General features: G+C 66.3%; 18 protein-coding genes, 1 other RNA gene and 1 riboswitch. Of the genes, 12 read left to right on the plus strand and 7 right to left on the minus strand.

The genetic code is table 11. From position 1 onward, the window contains the following. Positions 1-11 precede the first annotated feature (11 nt). Both phoU and phoB read left to right on the plus strand, forming a co-directional pair. Positions 12-752, plus strand: a complete 741-nt coding sequence (phoU, locus tag SI859A1_RS04780; protein WP_050767670.1) for a phosphate signaling complex protein PhoU — start codon at positions 12-14, stop codon at positions 750-752. Positions 753-757: 5 nt separating this feature from the next. After that, a complete protein-coding gene (phoB, locus tag SI859A1_RS04785) occupies positions 758-1,501 on the plus strand; it encodes a phosphate regulon transcriptional regulator PhoB (protein WP_009208716.1) in 744 nt (247 codons plus the stop codon). A gap of 106 nt (positions 1,502-1,607) precedes the next feature. Here the strand turns inward: phoB and SI859A1_RS04790 are convergent, their stop codons facing one another. Beyond that, the gene (locus tag SI859A1_RS04790) at positions 1,608-2,171 is read right to left on the minus strand and encodes a GcrA family cell cycle regulator (protein ID WP_009208717.1); all 564 of its coding nucleotides are present in this window, start codon (positions 2,169-2,171) and stop codon (positions 1,608-1,610) included. Positions 2,172-2,620: 449 nt separating this feature from the next. Between SI859A1_RS04790 and SI859A1_RS04795 the strand changes: the two genes are divergently transcribed. Genes SI859A1_RS04795 through SI859A1_RS04805 form a run of 3 tightly spaced genes read left to right on the plus strand, consistent with a single transcriptional unit; the run spans position 2,621 to position 5,818 of the window. Then, complete coding sequence (locus SI859A1_RS04795; RefSeq protein WP_009208718.1) at positions 2,621-3,835, plus strand: aspartate aminotransferase family protein; 1,215 nt, start codon at positions 2,621-2,623, stop codon at positions 3,833-3,835. 8 nt (positions 3,836-3,843) lie between these two features. Continuing rightward, positions 3,844-4,797: an ornithine carbamoyltransferase gene (gene argF, locus SI859A1_RS04800; protein ID WP_009208719.1), complete on the plus strand. Its 954-nt coding sequence runs from the start codon at positions 3,844-3,846 to the stop codon at positions 4,795-4,797. After that, the gene (locus tag SI859A1_RS04805; RefSeq protein WP_009208720.1) at positions 4,790-5,818 is read left to right on the plus strand and encodes an Hsp33 family molecular chaperone; all 1,029 of its coding nucleotides are present in this window, start codon (positions 4,790-4,792) and stop codon (positions 5,816-5,818) included. The genes argF and SI859A1_RS04805 overlap by 8 nt, the downstream gene beginning before the upstream one ends. 85 nt (positions 5,819-5,903) lie before the next feature. Here SI859A1_RS04805 and SI859A1_RS20745 read toward each other — a convergent pair. Both SI859A1_RS20745 and apaG read right to left on the minus strand, forming a co-directional pair. After that, a protein-coding gene (locus SI859A1_RS20745) for an IS630 family transposase (protein WP_085931386.1) occupies positions 5,904-6,852 on the minus strand; the annotation gives its coding sequence in 2 pieces (ribosomal slippage) (positions 5,904-6,515 and positions 6,517-6,852; 948 coding nt in all). Between the two features lie 90 nt (positions 6,853-6,942). Continuing rightward, positions 6,943-7,335 (minus strand): Co2+/Mg2+ efflux facilitator ApaG/CorD, encoded by a 393-nt coding sequence (gene apaG, locus SI859A1_RS04820; RefSeq protein WP_009208723.1) that lies wholly within the window; start codon positions 7,333-7,335, stop codon positions 6,943-6,945. A gap of 94 nt (positions 7,336-7,429) precedes the next feature. Here apaG and SI859A1_RS04825 point away from each other — a divergent pair, with 94 nt between their 5' ends. Both SI859A1_RS04825 and SI859A1_RS20750 read left to right on the plus strand, forming a co-directional pair. Continuing rightward, positions 7,430-8,035 (plus strand): CDP-alcohol phosphatidyltransferase family protein, encoded by a 606-nt coding sequence (locus tag SI859A1_RS04825; RefSeq protein WP_040325282.1) that lies wholly within the window; start codon positions 7,430-7,432, stop codon positions 8,033-8,035. A gap of 195 nt (positions 8,036-8,230) precedes the next feature. Beyond that, positions 8,231-9,238 (plus strand): FRG domain-containing protein, encoded by a 1,008-nt coding sequence (locus SI859A1_RS20750; protein ID WP_009208725.1) that lies wholly within the window; start codon positions 8,231-8,233, stop codon positions 9,236-9,238. A gap of 109 nt (positions 9,239-9,347) precedes the next feature. Here the strand turns inward: SI859A1_RS20750 and SI859A1_RS04830 are convergent, their stop codons facing one another. Then, positions 9,348-10,544, minus strand: a complete 1,197-nt coding sequence (locus SI859A1_RS04830) for an O-succinylhomoserine sulfhydrylase (RefSeq protein ID WP_009208726.1) — start codon at positions 10,542-10,544, stop codon at positions 9,348-9,350. Between the two features lie 71 nt (positions 10,545-10,615). Beyond that, a riboswitch (SAM riboswitch) is annotated at positions 10,616-10,693 on the minus strand. Positions 10,694-10,782: 89 nt separating this feature from the next. Between SI859A1_RS04830 and SI859A1_RS04835 the strand changes: the two genes are divergently transcribed. Further along, positions 10,783-11,880 carry a 2'-deoxycytidine 5'-triphosphate deaminase gene (locus SI859A1_RS04835; RefSeq protein WP_040326289.1) on the plus strand — a complete coding sequence of 366 codons (1,098 nt, stop codon included), beginning with the start codon at positions 10,783-10,785 and terminating at the stop codon, positions 11,878-11,880. A gap of 32 nt (positions 11,881-11,912) precedes the next feature. Here SI859A1_RS04835 and SI859A1_RS04840 read toward each other — a convergent pair whose 3' ends face one another. Next, positions 11,913-12,452 carry a YgjV family protein gene (locus SI859A1_RS04840; RefSeq protein ID WP_009208728.1) on the minus strand — a complete coding sequence of 180 codons (540 nt, stop codon included), beginning with the start codon at positions 12,450-12,452 and terminating at the stop codon, positions 11,913-11,915. Positions 12,453-12,557: 105 nt separating this feature from the next. Here SI859A1_RS04840 and ssrS point away from each other — a divergent pair. Together ssrS and SI859A1_RS04845 are read left to right on the plus strand one after the other, a co-directional pair. Next, positions 12,558-12,714, plus strand: a non-coding RNA gene (gene ssrS, locus SI859A1_RS20755) — 6S RNA. 89 nt (positions 12,715-12,803) lie between these two features. After that, the gene (locus SI859A1_RS04845; RefSeq protein WP_009208729.1) at positions 12,804-13,385 is read left to right on the plus strand and encodes a 5-formyltetrahydrofolate cyclo-ligase; all 582 of its coding nucleotides are present in this window, start codon (positions 12,804-12,806) and stop codon (positions 13,383-13,385) included. Here SI859A1_RS04845 and SI859A1_RS04850 read toward each other — a convergent pair whose 3' ends face one another. Continuing rightward, positions 13,386-13,901 carry a CAP domain-containing protein gene (locus SI859A1_RS04850; RefSeq protein WP_148233735.1) on the minus strand — a complete coding sequence of 172 codons (516 nt, stop codon included), beginning with the start codon at positions 13,899-13,901 and terminating at the stop codon, positions 13,386-13,388. 427 nt (positions 13,902-14,328) lie between these two features. On the opposite strand from SI859A1_RS04850, the gene SI859A1_RS04855 reads away from it, so the two are divergent. Beyond that, a complete protein-coding gene (locus tag SI859A1_RS04855; RefSeq protein ID WP_009208731.1) occupies positions 14,329-15,150 on the plus strand; it encodes a TIGR00282 family metallophosphoesterase in 822 nt (273 codons plus the stop codon). A gap of 30 nt (positions 15,151-15,180) precedes the next feature. On the opposite strand, the gene SI859A1_RS04860 is transcribed toward SI859A1_RS04855, so the two are convergent. After that, positions 15,181-15,570, minus strand: a complete 390-nt coding sequence (locus SI859A1_RS04860) for a winged helix-turn-helix transcriptional regulator (RefSeq protein WP_009208732.1) — start codon at positions 15,568-15,570, stop codon at positions 15,181-15,183. A 98-nt stretch (positions 15,571-15,668) separates the two neighbouring features. Here SI859A1_RS04860 and SI859A1_RS04865 point away from each other — a divergent pair, with 98 nt between their 5' ends. Next, positions 15,669-16,736, plus strand: coding sequence for an SDR family oxidoreductase (locus SI859A1_RS04865; protein WP_040326291.1), 1,068 nt, complete (start codon positions 15,669-15,671; stop codon positions 16,734-16,736). The last annotated feature ends 62 nt before the right edge of the window (positions 16,737-16,798 follow it).

A 16,798-nucleotide genomic window follows, 5' to 3' on the forward strand; every position in this document is an offset into this window, starting at 1 on the left:
GCGTCATGCCCATGACCGAACATACAGTCACGTCTTACGAAGACGAGCTGAAGCTGATCGTCCGCCGGATCTCGGAAATGGGCGGGATGGCCGAGCGGATGGTCGAGCAGTCCGTCGCCGCGCTGATGCGCAGCGACTGGGGGCTGGCCCAGTCGGTGGTCGCCGACGACATGCAGCTGGACGATGCCCAGCGGGCGCTCGACGAGCGCGCGATCATGACCATCGCCAAGCGCCAGCCGATGGCCGTCGACCTGCGCGAGATCGTCGGCGCCATCCGCATCTCCAACGATCTGGAGCGGATCGGCGACCTGGCCAAGAACATCGCCAAGCGGGTGATCGCGGTGCACGACCATGCCCATCCGGTGCAGCTGGTGCGCGGCATCGAGCATCTGTCGGAGATGGCGCTGGAGCAGCTCAAGGAAGTGCTCGACGCCTATGGCGAGCGGGACTACGAGCGCGCCCTCGCCATGCGCGAGAACGACGAGCAGATCGATGCGATGTACACCTCGATCTTCCGCGAGCTCCTGACCTACATGATGGAGGATCCGCGCAACATCACGTCGTGCACGCATCTCCTGTTCTCGGCCAAGAACATCGAGCGGATCGGCGATCACGCCACCAACATCGCCGAGACGGTCTATTACATCCAGACCGGCAAGCAGCCGGCGAACGAGCGGCCGAAGGGCGACACCACGGCGACGATGACACAGCCGGTGCCGAACGACCCGCCGACCCAGGCTGACGAGGGCTGAAAGCGATGAGCGCACGGATCGTCGTCGTCGAGGACGAGGAAGCCCTCGGCATTCTCCTGCGGTACAATCTCGAGGCCGAGGGCTACGTCGTCGACGTCATCGACCGGGGCGACGAGGCCGACATCCGGCTGAAGGAGGAGGTGCCCGACCTCCTGATCCTCGACTGGATGCTGCCCGGCCTGTCGGGCGTCGAGCTCTGCCGGCGGCTGCGCCAGCGCGAGGAGACCGAGCGCCTGCCGATCCTGATGCTGACGGCGCGCGGCGAGGAGAGCGAGCGGGTACGCGGCCTGTCGGTCGGCGCGGACGACTATGTCGTCAAGCCGTTCTCGACGCCGGAGCTGATCGCCCGGGTGCGGGCCATGCTGCGCCGCTCCAAGCCCGAGAAGATCTCCAGCCAGCTCGTCGCCGGCGACATCGATCTCGACCGCGAGACCCACCGGGTGCGCCGCGCCGGCCGCGAGCTGAAGCTCGGACCGACCGAGTTCAAGCTGATGGAGTTCTTCATGCAGTCGCCGGGCCGGGTGTTCTCCCGCGAGCAGTTGCTCGACGGCGTCTGGGGCCGGGACATCTATGTCGACGAGCGCACCGTGGACGTGCATGTCGGCCGGCTGCGCAAGGCGATCAATCGCGGCCGCGAGCGCGACCCGATCCGCACCGTGCGCGGCGCCGGCTATGCGCTGGACGAGCAGTTCAGCGCCGCCAGGTCTCCGGCCGCGCCGGCCCGCGCCCGACTGAGCGCCGGCGCCTGACTGGCGGCCGCCCGGCGCCGGGCGGCTTCTTCACGCGCCTGAAACGCAAACACCCCGCGCGGCCTGGCCACGCGGGGTGTTTCGCATTCGGTGGGACCTGCGACGCCTAGCGGGCGCGCCGGCGATCCGAGAAGGGCTGGAAGGCCAGCTTGGCGTGATAGGCGCAATAGGGCGAGGCATCGCGGGCGCTGTTGCCGCAGAAATGAAAGTCCGGCTTCATCGGGTCGCCGACCGGCCATTTGCAGGTCGTCTCGGTCAGCTCGACGAGGCTGAGCTTGCGGGCGATCGGCACAACTTCGGCGCTCTCGCGCTCCTGCGGCTGGTCCATCACCTCCAGCTCTTCCTCCGGCTCCATCTTCAGCGCGGTGGCGCCCATGGTGCGCGGCATGGAGCGGCTCGGAGCCTGCTGCTGCGAGGCGGCGACCAGACGGGCCGGCACCACCATCTCGACGGTCTCGACCTCGGCCGTGCGGCGCGGGGCAGGGCGCTCGACGGCGACCGGCTGCGCGACGTTCGGCTGGCGGGCCCGTGATTCGAGTTTCAGGCGGTGCACCTTGCCGATCACGGCGTTGCGGCTGACGCCGCCCAGGCGGTCAGCGATCTGGCTGGCACTCAGGCCTTCGGTCCAGAGCTGCTTGAGCAGCTCCACGCGTTCGTCAGTCCAGCCCATGGCAAGCTCCTTTCGGCATAGTCGCGACGGCTGGAATCCCTCCACAAGCGCGACGGCTGACCGCGCCAGAACGCACAAGATATATTGAGGAACTAGGTCCGCCGCACGAAATCTAGTATCTTGACGGCAAGATAGCCCAGCCGCGGACTCGCTGACAAGGCTCGTCGGGGACGCTAGGGAATCGTTTGGGGCTTTTCCCCAGCCTTTGTTGCCGCCCGTGACGTTCGTCAAGCCTATGACCGACAAGCAGGGCGAAAATGCGGTTCGATTGACACCGCGTCGGCTCGCCATGGTATAGCGAAAGCTCCGAAGTCTCGGAAAACGCTCGAAAGCCTGCCCCATCGGCAGGCTTTGGCGTTTCAAGCATCCCGCCCCAGCGGTTCGCGCGCCGAACCGATCTCGCAACAACAACCGGATCCGACCCTTACGATCCAGCAAAGTCAAAGGCCATGGCTGACACGACGGACCATTCCTCGCCGCTCTTCGAGACCTACGCACGCGCGCCGCTCGCCTTCGAGCGCGGCAGCGGTGTCTGGCTGGAGACGCGCGACGGCCGACGTTTCATGGACTTTGGCGGCGGCATCGCGGTGAACTGTCTCGGCCATGCCCATCCCCATCTCGTCGAGACGATGAAGGCGCAGGCCGAGAAGCTGTGGCACGTCTCCAATCTCTACGAGATCCCGGACCAGACGCGGATGGCCGAACGGCTGACGGCGGCGACCTTCGCCGACCGCGCCTTCTTCGCCAATTCGGGCGCCGAGGCGGTGGAATGCGCGATCAAGACCGCGCGGCGCTATCACTACGTCAACGGCGCGCCGGAGCGCTACCGCATCCTGACCTTCGAGGGCGCCTTCCACGGCCGCACCCTGGCGACCATCGCGGCCGGCGGGCAGAAGAAGTATCTGGAGGGCTACGGCCCGAAGGTCGAAGGCTTCGACCAGCTGCCCTTCGGCGACCATGACGCGCTGCGCGAGGCGGCGGCCCAGCCGGACGTCGCGGCGATCCTGATCGAGCCGATCCAGGGCGAGGGGGGCATCCGCAGCGTGCCGCCCATGTGCCTGACGGGCCTGCGCGAGATGTGCGACAATCTCGGCATCCTGCTGATCTACGACGAGGTGCAGACCGGCGTCGGGCGGACCGGCAAGTTCTTCGCCTATCAGCATTCGGGCGCCGCGCCCGACATCCTCGCCTCGGCCAAGGGCATCGGCGGCGGCTTTCCGCTCGGCGTGTGCCTGGCGACGGAGCGGGCGGCCAGCGGCATGACGCCGGGCTCGCATGGCACCACCTATGGCGGCAGCCCGCTGGCGATGGCCATCGGCAACGCCGTGCTCGACGTGGTGCTGGATGACGGCTTCCTCGACCATGTCCGGGACATGTCGCTGCAGCTCAAGCAGTCGCTGGCCTCGCTCTCGGACCGCTACCCCGACGTGATCGAGGCGGTGCGCGGCGAGGGGCTGCTGATCGGCCTGAAGGCCAAGGTGCCGAACGGCGAACTCGTGGCGCAGATGCGCGAGGAAGGACTTCTGGCGGTGCCGGCGGGCGACAATGTCGTGCGCCTGCTGCCGCCGCTCAACGTCACCGCGGACGAGGTCCGGCAGGCGATGGATCGGATCGAGGCGGCGGTGGCGGCCATGTCGGCCGGCAACCGGCGCGAGAGCGCGTGAGGCGGATGATGACGATGGCAAACGGCCCCAAGCACTTTCTCGACATCTCCGCCGTCCCGAGCCGCGACCTGCACGACATCATCGACGATGCCGCCAGGCGCAAGGCGCTCGGCCGCGACGGTCCGAAGCCTCTGGCCGGCAAGGTGCTGGCGATGATCTTCGACAAGCCGTCGACGCGCACGCGGGTGTCCTTCGACGTCGGCATGCGGCAGCTCGGCGGCGAGACGCTGTTCCTGTCGGGCACCGAGATGCAGCTCGGCCGCTCGGAGACCATCGCCGACACGGCGCGGGTGCTGTCGCGCTATGTCGACGCGATCATGATCCGCACCACCACCCATGACCGGCTGACGGAAATGGCGCAATACGCCACGGTGCCGGTGATCAACGGCCTGACCGACGACACCCATCCGTGCCAGATCATGACCGATCTTTTGACCTTCGAGGAAAAGCGCGGCCCGGTGCGCGGCAAGACCTTCGCCTGGACCGGCGACGGCAACAACGTGCTGTCGTCCTTCGTCGAGGCCTCGGCGCGCTTCTCGTTCAACCTGACCATCGCCACGCCGGCGGGGTCGGGGCCGGACATGCGCTTCGTCGAACGGGCTCGCAAAGACGGCGCCTCGATCCTAATTACGGAAGACCCGGTGGAAGCGGTGACCGGCGCCGACTGCGTCGTCACCGACACCTGGGTGTCCATGGGCCGCGAGGAACAGGCACGCGGCCACAATGTCTTCATGCCCTATCAGGTCAACGAACGCCTGATGGCGCATGCCAAGCCCGAGGCGCTCTTCATGCATTGTCTCCCTGCCCATCGCGGCGAGGAAGTGACCGACGCCGTCATGGACGGCCCGCAGTCGGTGGTCTTCGACGAGGCCGAGAACCGTCTGCACGCGCAAAAATCCATTCTGGCCTGGTGCTTCGACGCACTCGGCACCGAGACGTCCGCGGGGCAGAGCCGTGGCTGATCCGCAGAAGGCGCTCGGTGAGTTCAACTTCGCCGGCGACGATGCCGTCGTGCCGTTCGCGGTCGAGGGCCTCGACGCCCGTGGCCGGGCGGTACAGCTCGGACCCATGCTCGACCAGATCCTCGGCCGGCACGACTACCCCGAACCGGTGGCGCGCCTCCTGGCGGAGATGGTCGTCCTGACGGTGCTGCTCGGCACGTCGCTGAAATTCGACGGCAAGTTCATCGCCCAGACCCAGACCGATGGTCCGGTGGACCTGTTGGTCGTCGACTTCACCACGCCGTCGAGCGTGCGCGGCTATGCCCGCTTCGACGCCGACAAGCTGGCGGCGGCCGTCAGCGTCGGCGCGACCTCGTCCGAGGCGCTCCTGGGCAACGGCATCATGGCGCTGACCGTCGACCAGGGCGAATACACCCAGCGCTACCAGGGCATCGTGGAACTGGCCGGATCGTCCATGGAGGAGGTCGCCGAGGCGTATTTCCGCCAGTCCGAGCAGATCCCGACCGCGGTGAAGCTGGCGGTGGCGCGGATCGCCAAGCGCGGCGAGAACGGCTTCGTGGAAAGCTGGCGCGCCGGCGGTCTGGTGGCGCAGTTCCTGCCGGAATCGCCGGAGCGCATGCGCATGCCGGACCTGCCGGGCGGCGACGCGCCGGAGGGCGTCGAGGACGAGCTCGGCGATTTCGAGCCGGACGATTCCTGGGTCGAGGTGCGGGCGCTGGTCGACACGGTCGAGGCATCGGAGCTCGCCGATCCGGATGTCGGTGTCGAGCGGCTGCTGTTCCGCCTGTTCCACGAGCGGGGCGTGCGGGTGTTCCCGCCCAATCCGGTCGCCGACGACTGCTCGTGCAATCGCGAGCGGATCAAGGGCGTGTTGTCGAACTTCTCCGCCGAGGAGATCACCGAGAGCGTTGAGGACGGCGCAATCGCGGTGACCTGCGAGTTCTGCGGGGAATCCTACAGCTTCGATCCGTCGGAATTCACGGACGCCGAAAGCGACAAGAGCCCCGACGGCGAGAGCTGATCCGACACATTTCGCCCGCGGCCGGTTCGGGCGCGGGGGGCGGGGCGCTGACGGCGGGCCGGCAGGTTCGTGCGGCTAGAGCGGTTCATGTTTTGACGGAAGCGTATCCGGCATTGGCGAAGTAGTTTGCGCATTCGCCGGGCTGGATGGTTTCGACGAGGGCGCCGAGATGGCGCCAGGTATCCTCGATGCTGCGCTTCTCGGCCATGCGCATCCAGTGCTTGATCTTGGCGAAAGCCTGCTCGATGGGATTGAGGTCGGGCGAGTAGGCCGGCAGGTAGCGCAGGCTGGCACCGGCCGACCGGATCAACTGCCGGATGGCAGCCGATTTGTGACTGCCGAGATTGTCCATGACGACGATGTCGCCGGGCTTGAGGACCGGCAGCAGGACCTGCTCGACATAGGCCCGCAAGCAGATGCCGTTGACCGGTCCGTCGAAGACGCAAGGGGCGGCAAGGCGGTCGCAGCGCAGGGCGCCGACAAAGGTCAGGGTTCGCCAGTGGCCATGTGGCGCAAAACCACGCAGGCGCTTGCCCTTCGGGCTCCAGCCGCGCAACGGCGCCATGTTGGTCTTGATCCAGGTCTCATCGATGAAGACCAGCCGCTGTGGATCGATCCGGGCCTGCCCCGATCGCCAGCGCCGCCGTCTGCGGGCGACGTCGACGCGTGCCTGCTCCAGGGCGTGAAGAGTTTTTTTTGAACCGCAGCCCCTCGCGGCGCAGGAACAGCCAGACGGCATGATGCGAGACCTTGATCCCGCGCGCGCCCAGTTCGTCCTTCAGCCCGTGCAGCGTCAGATGCGGGATCGCGTTGATCCGCTCGATGATGAAGTCGCGATGCGCATCGAGCACCCGCTTGCGGTGCCCACCCATCTTGCGCGGCGCCACCGAGCCGGTCTGGCGGTAGCGCTGCGACCACTTCACCGCCGAGGAAACCGCCACCCCGAACCGACTGGCGGCTGACCGGCAACTCTCGCCAGCCAGAACCGCTCCCACAACGCGCTCACGCAGATCATTGGAAAGAGGTCGGGTCATCGATGCTGGCCTCCTACTCCAGCCAGCATCTTGAATCACACATCACGCCCCAACGGAATCCGCACGGATTCCATCAGCCGATGAACCGCTCTAGTTCAGCACCCGCTGGCGGGCCGGCACGTCGAGCGAGAAGGCCGGGATCTCCACCTGGAACAGCGTGCCATCCTCCTGCTGCATGCGGTAATGGCCGCGCATGAAGCCGGACGGCGTGCCCAGCGGGCAGCCGGAGGTGTAGGTGAAGCTGTCGCCGGGGGCGAGCTGCGGTTCCTCGCCGACGACGCCGGGGCCGCTGACTTCCTCGACGTGACCGGTGGCGTCGGTGATGTGCCAATATCGTGATCGCAGGCGGGTCGTTTGCCGGCTGCCGTTCTCGATCTCGACCGTATATGCCCAGACCCAGCGTCCGTCGTCCGGCATCGACTGGTCTTCCAGATAGGTCGGTGTCACCGTGACCGTGATGCCGTGCGTCGTCGCCCTATACATGGCCCCATACCCGAATGGCGTGTCGCGTCGCTTACGTTATCGCGGTGCGGCCGGTTCGGGTCAACGGCGGGTCGCCGCGTGGACGGAGATAGCCTTGCTCGACGGTGTTCTGAAACGGCAGATCGACCCGCCGATCGACTGGCTGGCGGGCGGGCTGGCGCGGCTGAAGATCGGCGCCAACACCGTGACGGTCGCCGGCCTCGTGCTGGGACTGGCGGCTGCCGCCGCAATCGCCTTCGGCGCGCTGATCACCGGCCTCGTGCTGATCCTGCTGTCGCGGCTCGCCGACGGGCTGGACGGGGCCGTGGCGCGGCAGACAAGGCCGACCGATTTCGGCGGCTATCTCGACATCGTCTTCGATTTTCTCTTCTACGGATCGATCCCGCTGGCCTTCGCGATCCTCGATCCGCAGGCCAATGCGCTCGCCGCGGCGATCCTGCTGATGAGCTTCTACGCCAATGGCGCGAGCTTCCTCGCCTATGCGGTGATGGCCGAAAAGCGCGGCATCCGAACCGTGCAGCGCGGCACCAAGTCGCTCTATTTCACCACCGGGCTGGCCGAGGCGTCGGAGACGCTGGCCGTCTTCGTGCTGTTCTGCCTGCTGCCGCAGCATTTCGCGCTGATCGCCTGTGTCTTCGCGGCGATGACGGCGTGGACGTTTGCATGGCGGGTGCGGCTGAGTTTCCAGGCGTTCGGGTAAGGGCGAAGGTGCTGATGGGAAACGCGCCGAACGATTGAGCACATGCGACATAATCTCCGGTATCGAACCCGGCGACCGTTCTTGGAGGCCTTCGGCGACTTCGGCAGTTCCATCTTGTTTATACATGTCTGTTGCGGCTAGCTATCCATGTATTTAACGGAAACGACATACTCGCAGTAAGGGCAATTTCAAGCGATGGCTATAGGTATCTCGTGGATTACTGAAATGTTCTCCGGTGCGATATATGTCGATTCGTCGGATTGCAACGAAGTACACTTCGAAAACCCTGAAGAATTCCTGAGTTGCTTAAGTGTAATTCCATTTCGACAAAAACCGGTTTGGGGCAGCGATTCGCGTCGTGGTGGGAAATGGTTGTTTCGGGGGCATTGGGACGAAGCCTGGGCACTGAAGCCTTCAGCGCATCGTAACGCACAACCGTTCTACGACATTGGGCTAAAGAAGCTTCCTGAGCGGAGTGTTGTGAGACATGACCAATATTGGCCCAAGATGGTGGAATCCGAGGTTTTCGCCCTGCGGAAATTTATGACTCTTGCGAATTCATCATCGTTGCCATGTGAGTTCTCTGCTGAAATCCTCGATGAGATTGCTGAAATGAGGAAGGACGTTCAAGGGAACTATTACCGTAACATGGAATTCTTCCCCAAGTCGAAGTGGTACCCTATCATGGCAAGGGCCCAGCATCACGGTATGCCAACACGACTTCTCGACTTCTCAAGTGATGGCTTGTACGCGGCTTTCTTCGCGGGGATACGCCGCTGGAATGTTCAAGATTCGGAAGAAAATCTTGAGGGCAAGCTGTGTGTATGGGCCTTTTTCACCTCGGACTTTGCGGATTTGGATTCTGAGCCTGATACGGATACAGAGTCCAAGCGCTGGCTAGAGGTTCCGGCTATTTCCCAGCTAGGGTCAAACTTGGCCTCTCAGCGTGGGAGTCTAATCCTCCATGAGGGCGCAAATAACTATTACAGCAAAAACGGCGAATGGCCAGACTTCTTCTCCAGCAGCGGCGATGGTCCCGATCCTGATAGGAAAAGAAATTTTTTAAAGCTGACTTTGGATAGGCCGAAAGTAAAGCAGATGCTTTGTTGTTTAGTACGGCACGATGTGACGCCTGTACGGATTTACCCTTCATTGGACAACGTGACTGCCACGCTCAAATATAGGTCATGGCTCTCAATTTAAATGAGTTGCGTCAATTCTACCTAGTGAAGTGCGTGTTCTACATGGGGGGATGCCGAGATTCTATGCGGAGAGTACGGTCACCCCCTCCCTTCATTTGGATTACGAGTATCTACACCGCCGACAGGGCGCCTTCGATGTCTTCGAGCAGGTCGTCGACGTCCTCGAGGCCGATGGAGAGGCGGAGGAGGCCGTCGCTGATGCCGAGTTCGGTGCGCGCTTCCGGCGTCAGGTTCTTGTGGGTGGTGGTCGCCGGATGGGTGATCAGGCTCTTGGCGTCGCCGAGATTGTTGGAGATCAGGATGATCTCCAGGGCGTTGGAGAAGCGGAAGGCCGCCTCCTTGCCGCCGGCCACCTCGAAGGCGAGGAGGGTGGAGCCGCCGGTCATCTGGCGGGCGATGATGGCCGCATCCGGATGGTCGGCGCGGCCCGGATAGATCACCTTGTTGACCTTGCCGTGCTCGGCCAGCGTGTCGGCGATGCGGGCGGCCGAGCGGGTCTGCTGGGCGACGCGCAGCGGCAGCGTCTCCAGGCCCTTGAGCAGCGTCCAGGCATTGAACGGCGACAGCGACGGGCCGGTGTGGCGGAAATAATTGTGGAGGTTCTCGTCGATCCATGCGGCGGAGGACAGGATGATACCGCCCAGGCACCGGCCCTGGCCGTCGATATGCTTGGTGGCGGAATAGACGACGACGTCGGCGCCGAGCTCCAGCGGGCGCTGCAGCATCGGCGTGGCGAAGACATTGTCGACCACGAGGGTGGCGCCGGCCGCATGGGCGATCTCGGCGACCGCGGTGATGTCGATCACCTCCAGCGTCGGATTGGTCGGCGTCTCCATGAAAAAGACCTTGGTCTCCGGCCGCACGGCGGCGCGCCAGGCGTCGAGATCGCGGCCGTCGACGAGGGTGCAGGCGACGCCGCATCGGTCCAGCACCGTCTCGACCACGTAGCGGCAGGAGCCGAACAGGGCGCGAGCCGCCACGACATGGTCGCCGGCCTTGACCTGGCACTGCATGGCGGCGGCGACGGCGGCCATGCCGGAGGCGGTGGCGCGGGCGTCCTCGGCGCCTTCCAGCGCCATCATCCGCTCCTCGAACATGCGGGTCGTGGGATTGCCGTAGCGCGAATAGATGAAGCCGGGCTCGTCGCCGCGGAAGCGGGCTTCGGCGGCCTCGGCGCTCGGATAGACGAAGCCCTGGGTGAGGAACAGCGCCTCGGAGGTCTCGCCGAAGCTTGAGCGCGTCGTGCCGCCATGGACCATGGCCGTGGCCGGGCGCAGTTTGCGTGCCGTATCCGTCTTCTTCTGCATGGGTCGTCTCCGAACAACAAAAACCGGCTGTCGCGTCGCCGCAAAGCCGGTTCGTCGGGAGGCACGATCGCCATATCGTCAGAACGGCCCTTTAGCGACTTCTTTAACGTGGCTGCAAGCCGGCCGGCCAAATCACCACTTCTGCTTTGCAAATAGACCCGTTCCGGCTAGGCGTCAATCCGGGAGCGCGACGCCGCGGGCGGCGCGGACGCAATGCAAGGCCATGACGGGGCAGCCGATGTCGGACACATACGCGCAGGGCGGAATCCTGCCCGACCAGGAGATTGCGGGGCTGTTTGCTGCCGGTGCCATCGCCGTGCCGATCGAACGCGACGGCGACCAGATCCAGCCGGCCAGCCTCGACCTGCGCCTCGGGCCGAAGGCCTACCGGGTGCGCGCCTCGTTCCTGCCGGGGCAGGGGCAGTCGGTGGTCGACAAGCTCGACCGGTTCTCGCTGCACGAATTCAGCCTCGCCGACGGGGCGGTGCTGGAAACCGGCTGCGTCTACGTCGTGCCGCTGCTGGAAAGTTTCCGCCTGCCGGCCGACATCCGGGCGACCGCCAATCCGAAATCCTCCACCGGCCGGCTCGACATCTTCACGCGGGTGCTGGCCGACGGGGCGCAGGAATTCGACAAGCTGCCGGCCGGCTATGACGGCCCGCTCTATCTGGAAATCTCGCCCCGGACCTTCCCGATCCTGGTGCGGCAAGGCTCGCGCCTGTCGCAGATCCGCTTCCGCGGCGGCGAGCCGCTCTTGAACGAGGCGGAACTGGCGGCGCTGCACGGCGAACAGGTGCTGACGACGGCGGCCGAGGCCAACATTTCCGGCGGCGGCATCGCCCTGTCGATCGATCTCGTGGGCAATCAGGACGGGCTCGTCGGCTATCGCGGCAAGCGGCATACGGGCGTCGTCGACGTCGACCGGCGCGGCGCCTATGCGCTGACCGATTTCTGGGAGCCCGTGCTGCGCTCCAAGGCCGGCGAGCTGGTGCTCGACCCGGACGAATTCTACATCCTGGTGTCCAAGGAGGCGGTGCATGTGCCGCCGGCCTTCGCCGCCGAGATGACGCCCTTCGATCCGCTGGTCGGCGAATTTCGCGTCCATTATGCCGGCTTCTTCGATCCGGGTTTCGGCCATTCGGCGGCCGGCGGCTCGGGCAGCCGCGCGGTGCTGGAGGTGCGCAGCCACGACGTGCCCTTCATCCTGGAGGACGGGCAGATCGTCGGCCGGCTGGTCTATGAGCGGATGCAGGCGCTTCCGGAGAAGCTTTATGGCAGCGACCTGAAGTCGAACTACCAGGCCCAGGGGCTGAAGCTGTCGAAGCATTTCGTCTGACGGCTGGCGCGGTCGAAGCCGCGCCGCTGCCCTTAGGCGAGCGCTTCGCGGCGGTCGCGGCTGAGGCGCCAGATGGTGACGGCGTTGGTGGTCAGGACGAGGAGTTCGGCCAGCGCCGCCCCGACCGAGCCGACGAGGACGTTGCTGGCGACCCAGCAGAGCGCTGCGCCGGCCAGAAGCAGGCGCATGGGAATGCCGTCGAGCATGAACATGGCGATGGTGCCCAGCAGGCCCGCCGTGAGCGGAATGACGTCGAGCAGCCGCTCCCAGCTGATCCAGCTGACCAGTCCGGTCGCCGCGAGCATCGTCGCCATCACCGGCCAGCTTCCCTTGTAGCGCCGCGCCAGGAGGATGCGCAGGATGATCAGCGCGCTGATCGCGCCGGCGACCTTGGCGCCGAACAGGAAAAACTGCACCGCGAAGGCGACATTGGCGAAGACCAGCAGCAGCAGCAGACGGTCGTCGCGCTTGCTGGCGAAGGCCATGATGCAGATGACCAGCGCGGCAAAGCCGGTCGCCTGACCGGCGATGAAGCGGAAATCCCAGAGCTCCAGTTGTGATCTCCCGATCATATGGGCGGCGGTCGAACGAAGCCGTCCGCCGGGTGTGAGAAGAAACTTCGGGCGGGGCCCTTGCAGCTATGGCTGGATGGGGCAGCGTCGCCTATATTGGTGTTCGACGGGCTGCGCGGTGCGCCAGGAGTAACATATTCTCGGGGCCTTAGTCATTCCTAGGGAGCTGTCCCTGCCTTGGCCCGTGGGCCTGGGGCACACGGCGCCCACCTACTCTGTAGGTTCCCGGGATCGACATCTCCATCGGCCGGGTGGCTCGTCACTTTCCACCCTTCTCCGGCCAGCCGACACGGCAGACCACTTTTCTTCCGTCGCGAAATCGTCCACCTCTGCCCGGCAGGGGGAGAGCCGATGAACGATGCGAAAGAAGCCAAGGCAAGCCTGCGCCAGGCGGCACTGGCCCGGCGGGACGCGATGCCGGAAGACGTCCGGATCGAGGCGTCGCTCGCCGTCGCCGATCGCTGCGCCGAGCTCCTGCCGATCACGCCGGGCATGGTCGTCTCGGGCTTCCTGCCGATCCGCTCCGAAATCGATATCCGTCCCTTGATGATGCTGCTGGCCGACCGCGGCGCGCGCCTCTGCGTGCCGGCAATCGTCGACGGCCGTCTGCAGTTCCGTCATCTGGTGCGCGGGGCGCCGCTGGAGCCGCAGGGCTTCGGCACCTATGCGCCGGGTGCGGAAGCGGCTGTGCTCGACCCCGAACTGATGCTGGTGCCGCTGGCCGTCTTCGACCGGCAGGGCGGCCGGATCGGCTATGGCCGCGGCTATTACGACAGCGCCATCGCGGCGCTGACGCAGAAGGGCGCGCCGCCGATCCTGGCTGGCGTCGCCTTTGCCGTGCAGGAGGCGGAGGCGGTGCCGATGGAGCCCCACGATATCCGCCTGCCGATGATCGTCACCGAGCGCGAGACGATCCGCCCCGACGCGGGCTGATCAGCGCCGGTTCTTCTGGCGGCCGAGGATCAGCGCCCAATAGGGCTCGCCATCGGCGCCGGTCGCCGCGGCAAAGCCGATCTCGGTGACATTGGCGTTGAGCAGATTGCGGCGATGGCCCGGCGAGCGCTTCCAGCCGGTGATGACGGCCGGCGTCGAACGGTAGTTCCAGCCGATATTCTCCGACACCGCCGCCCAGTCATAGCCGAAGGAGGCGACCCGGTTGGGCAGGGCGCCGTCCAGGGAGTGGCTGAGATTGCCCCTGGCGGCCATGGCGCGGGCCTGCCGCTCGGCGGCCTTGCCGAGCACCGGGTCGAAGCGGACGGCGCCGAGGCCGTTCTCGGCGCGGAAGGCGTTGATCGTGGCGAGCGCGACATTGCGGTCGACGCTGATCTCGCGGGTCGAGCCGACATCGACCGAGCCGGGCGAGCCGACACAGGCGGCCAGAAGCGCGATGGGCAGCAGCGCCAGAAGGCGCAGGACGGGAGCAAGAAGCGTGCGGCGGACGAAGGTCATGGCGTCTGGTCTGTCCTGTCGGTAGCGGCGCGCGATCGGGGGAGGCGCGGCAGGCGGTCGGCGGCCCTGCGCCCAACGGGACGCAGATGCACGATGATGACGGCGGGGATTGCTCACCGAAATCTGAAGGTCGTCGGCCCCGCCGGCATGTCGGCACGGCTATTAACCGCGCCCGGCCGGCGGCAGCGGCGAGACATGGGCCTCATGCCTCCGCAATCTGGCGGTTTTTCGACCGGCCGGCGCGACGATGTTGCGCAGGGGCGGGCGAGGGCGGCACTGTTGCCGGCGCGCGACCCCCGCATTGCGGGATGCCGCGGCCGAGTTGACGGGGCGGGCGGCATGGGCCAAGCGGATCGCTGCCGGTTTGTCGTCAGGGGCGGGCCGGCGCGGCGCGAGGCCGCGGGACAGACAGCGACAGGCGAGCGCGATGCGATTTCTCTTTCTCGGCGACATGGTCGGCCGCTCCGGACGGACCGCCGTCTTCGACAGGCTGCCCGGCCTGATCTCCGACTGGAAGCTCGACTTCGTCGTCGTCAATGGCGAGAACTCGGCCGGCGGCTTCGGCATTACCGAGGAGATCTTCGAGCGCACGCTGGAGGCCGGGGCCGACGCGGTGACCACCGGCAACCACGTCTGGGACCAGCGCGAGGCGCTGGCCTTCGCCGGACGGCAGGACCGCTTCATCCGGCCGGCGAACTATCCGGCCGGCACGCCCGGCCACGGCTCGGGCCTGTTCGAGGCGAAGAACGGCGCGCGGGTGCTGGTCGCCAACATCATGGGCCGGGTGTTCATGCATCCCGATCTCGACGATCCCTTCGCCTGCGCCGACAATCTGGTCTCGGCCTGCCCGATGGGCGAACAGGCCGACGCCATCATCATCGACTTCCACGCCGAGGCGACCAGCGAGAAGCAGTGCTTCGGGCATTTCCTCGACGGGCGGGCGAGCGTCGTGGTGGGCACCCATACCCATGTGCCGACCTCCGATCACCAGATCCTCGTCGGCGGCACCGCCTACCAGTCCGACGCCGGCATGTGCGGCGACTACGATTCCTCGCTCGGGATGGAGAAGGAGGAGCCGCTGAACCGCTTCGTCACCAAGGTGCCGCGCGGCCGCTTTGACGCGGCGCAGGGGCCGGCGACGATCGCCGGGCTGGCGGTGGAGATTTCCGACCGCACCGGCCTCGCCGAGAAGGTTGCGCCGGTGCGCATCGGCCCGCGGCTCGCCGAGGCGGTGCCGGACTTCTGGTAGCCGCCTTCTGGTCGCCGCAATGCGTAAGGGTCAGCTGCCCGGATTGCGGCGCGAGGTCGCGCGGGGCCCGAGCCGATCGAGCGCGTCGGCATTGTCGCGTCCCCAGGCGTAAAGCAGTTCGACCGGCTCGACGAAGCGCTGGCCGAGCCCCGTCAGCCTGTATTCGACCGCCGGCGGAACCGTGCCCTCGACATGGCGGGTGACGAGGCCGCTCGCCTCCATTTCGCGCAGGGTCTGGGTCAGCATCTTCTTGGAAATGCCCGGGAGGCTGCGATGCAGGACGCCGTTGCGCGCCCGACCGGCATGGCGGGCATGAAGCGTGTGCAGGATCATGCTCGTCCATTTGGTCGCGAACAGTTCGAGCACCCGGCGCGGGGCGCAATCCTCGCGCCACGCTGCATCGTCGGTACCTGGTTCCATGCTGGTTACCCTCTGGTGCCTATGTCCCGGATTGGTTCCGTCTAGTTGGTTCGGCCGGCGCTGCCTAGGTGATGGGCCGAACAGGAATGGAGACGACCATGACCAAGACCGCACTTGTGGTGGGCACGACGGGAATCCAGGGAAGCGCCACGGCCGAGCGGCTCGTTGCCGAGGGCTGGACGGTCTACGGCCTCGCCCGCAATCCCAAGCCCCAGGACGGCGTCACGCCGATCGCAGCCGATCTTCTGCAGCCGGAGGCGCTGGCCCGCGCTCTCGACGGCCTTCGCCCCGACACGGTCTTCCTGACCACCTGGCTGCGGCAGGCCACGGAAGCCGAGAACATTCGCGTCAATGCCCTCATGCTGCGCAATCTCTTCGAGGCCCTGCGTCCGTCGCGCTCGGTGCGCCATGTCGGGCTGGTGACCGGCCTGAAGCATTATCTGGGGCCCTTCGAGGCCTATGGCAAAGGCAGCCTGCCGCAGACGCCGTTCCGCGAGGAGCAGGGCCGGCTCGACGTCGCCAACTTCTACTACGCACAGGAGGACGAGGTCTTCGCTGCCGCCGAGCGCGACGGGTTCACATGGAGCATCCACCGCCCCCATACGGTGATCGGCAAGGCGGTCGGCAACGCCATGAACATGGGAACGACCCTCGCCGTCTATGCCGTGCTCTGCCGCGAGACCGGCCGGCCCTTCCGCTTTCCCGGATCGGCCGCGCAGTGGAACGGCCTCACCGACATGACGGATGCCCGCCAGTTGGCGGCGCATCTGCTGTGGGCGCAGGCAACCCCGGCCGCCGCCAACGAGGATTTCAACGTCGTCAATGGCGACGTCTTCCGCTGGAGCTGGATGTGGTCGCGCCTCGCCGGATGGTTCGGCCTCGAGGCGGCTCCCTTCGACGGAACGGAAAAGCCGCTGGAGACACAGATGCAGGACGATGCGGCGTTGTGGCGGCAGATTGCGGAGCACGAAGGGCTCGTCGAGCCGGATCTCGCGCGGCTTGCATCGCCCTGGCATACGGACGCCGATCTGGGACGGCCGATCGAGGTCGTGACCGACATGTCGAAGAGCCGGCGCATGGGCTTTCCCGGCTATCAGCCGACCGATGATGCGTTCTTCGACCTGTTCGAGCGCCTGCAGGCCGACCGCATCATTCCGACGCGCTGATCCGGCCACACAGGACGCGGCCCCACGATCTGGAAGACGGCTGGCGCGAAGGCGGGCCGGCG

Origin of the sequence: Aurantimonas manganoxydans SI85-9A1, from assembly GCF_000153465.1 — a bacterium.
In the GTDB taxonomy this organism is placed as follows: domain Bacteria; phylum Pseudomonadota; class Alphaproteobacteria; order Rhizobiales; family Rhizobiaceae; genus Aurantimonas; species Aurantimonas manganoxydans.

Excerpts from the sequence above, each read along its gene's own strand:
- phoU (WP_050767670.1), top strand. The coding sequence starts at position 12 with ATGACCGAACATACAGTCACGTCTTACGAAGACGAGCTGAAGCTGATC.
- phoB (WP_009208716.1), top strand. The coding sequence starts at position 758 with ATGAGCGCACGGATCGTCGTCGTCGAGGACGAGGAAGCCCTCGGCATT.
- SI859A1_RS04790 (WP_009208717.1), bottom strand. The coding sequence starts at position 2,171 with ATGGGCTGGACTGACGAACGCGTGGAGCTGCTCAAGCAGCTCTGGACC.
- SI859A1_RS04795 (WP_009208718.1), top strand. The coding sequence starts at position 2,621 with ATGGCTGACACGACGGACCATTCCTCGCCGCTCTTCGAGACCTACGCA.
- argF (WP_009208719.1), top strand. The coding sequence starts at position 3,844 with ATGACGATGGCAAACGGCCCCAAGCACTTTCTCGACATCTCCGCCGTC.
- apaG (WP_009208723.1), bottom strand. The coding sequence starts at position 7,335 with ATGTATAGGGCGACGACGCACGGCATCACGGTCACGGTGACACCGACC.
- SI859A1_RS20750 (WP_009208725.1), top strand. The coding sequence starts at position 8,231 with ATGGCTATAGGTATCTCGTGGATTACTGAAATGTTCTCCGGTGCGATA.
- SI859A1_RS04830 (WP_009208726.1), bottom strand. The coding sequence starts at position 10,544 with ATGCAGAAGAAGACGGATACGGCACGCAAACTGCGCCCGGCCACGGCC.
- SI859A1_RS04835 (WP_040326289.1), top strand. The coding sequence starts at position 10,783 with ATGTCGGACACATACGCGCAGGGCGGAATCCTGCCCGACCAGGAGATT.
- SI859A1_RS04840 (WP_009208728.1), bottom strand. The coding sequence starts at position 12,452 with ATGATCGGGAGATCACAACTGGAGCTCTGGGATTTCCGCTTCATCGCC.
- SI859A1_RS04845 (WP_009208729.1), top strand. The coding sequence starts at position 12,804 with ATGAACGATGCGAAAGAAGCCAAGGCAAGCCTGCGCCAGGCGGCACTG.
- SI859A1_RS04850 (WP_148233735.1), bottom strand. The coding sequence starts at position 13,901 with ATGACCTTCGTCCGCCGCACGCTTCTTGCTCCCGTCCTGCGCCTTCTG.
- SI859A1_RS04855 (WP_009208731.1), top strand. The coding sequence starts at position 14,329 with ATGCGATTTCTCTTTCTCGGCGACATGGTCGGCCGCTCCGGACGGACC.
- SI859A1_RS04860 (WP_009208732.1), bottom strand. The coding sequence starts at position 15,570 with ATGGAACCAGGTACCGACGATGCAGCGTGGCGCGAGGATTGCGCCCCG.
- SI859A1_RS04865 (WP_040326291.1), top strand. The coding sequence starts at position 15,669 with ATGACCAAGACCGCACTTGTGGTGGGCACGACGGGAATCCAGGGAAGC.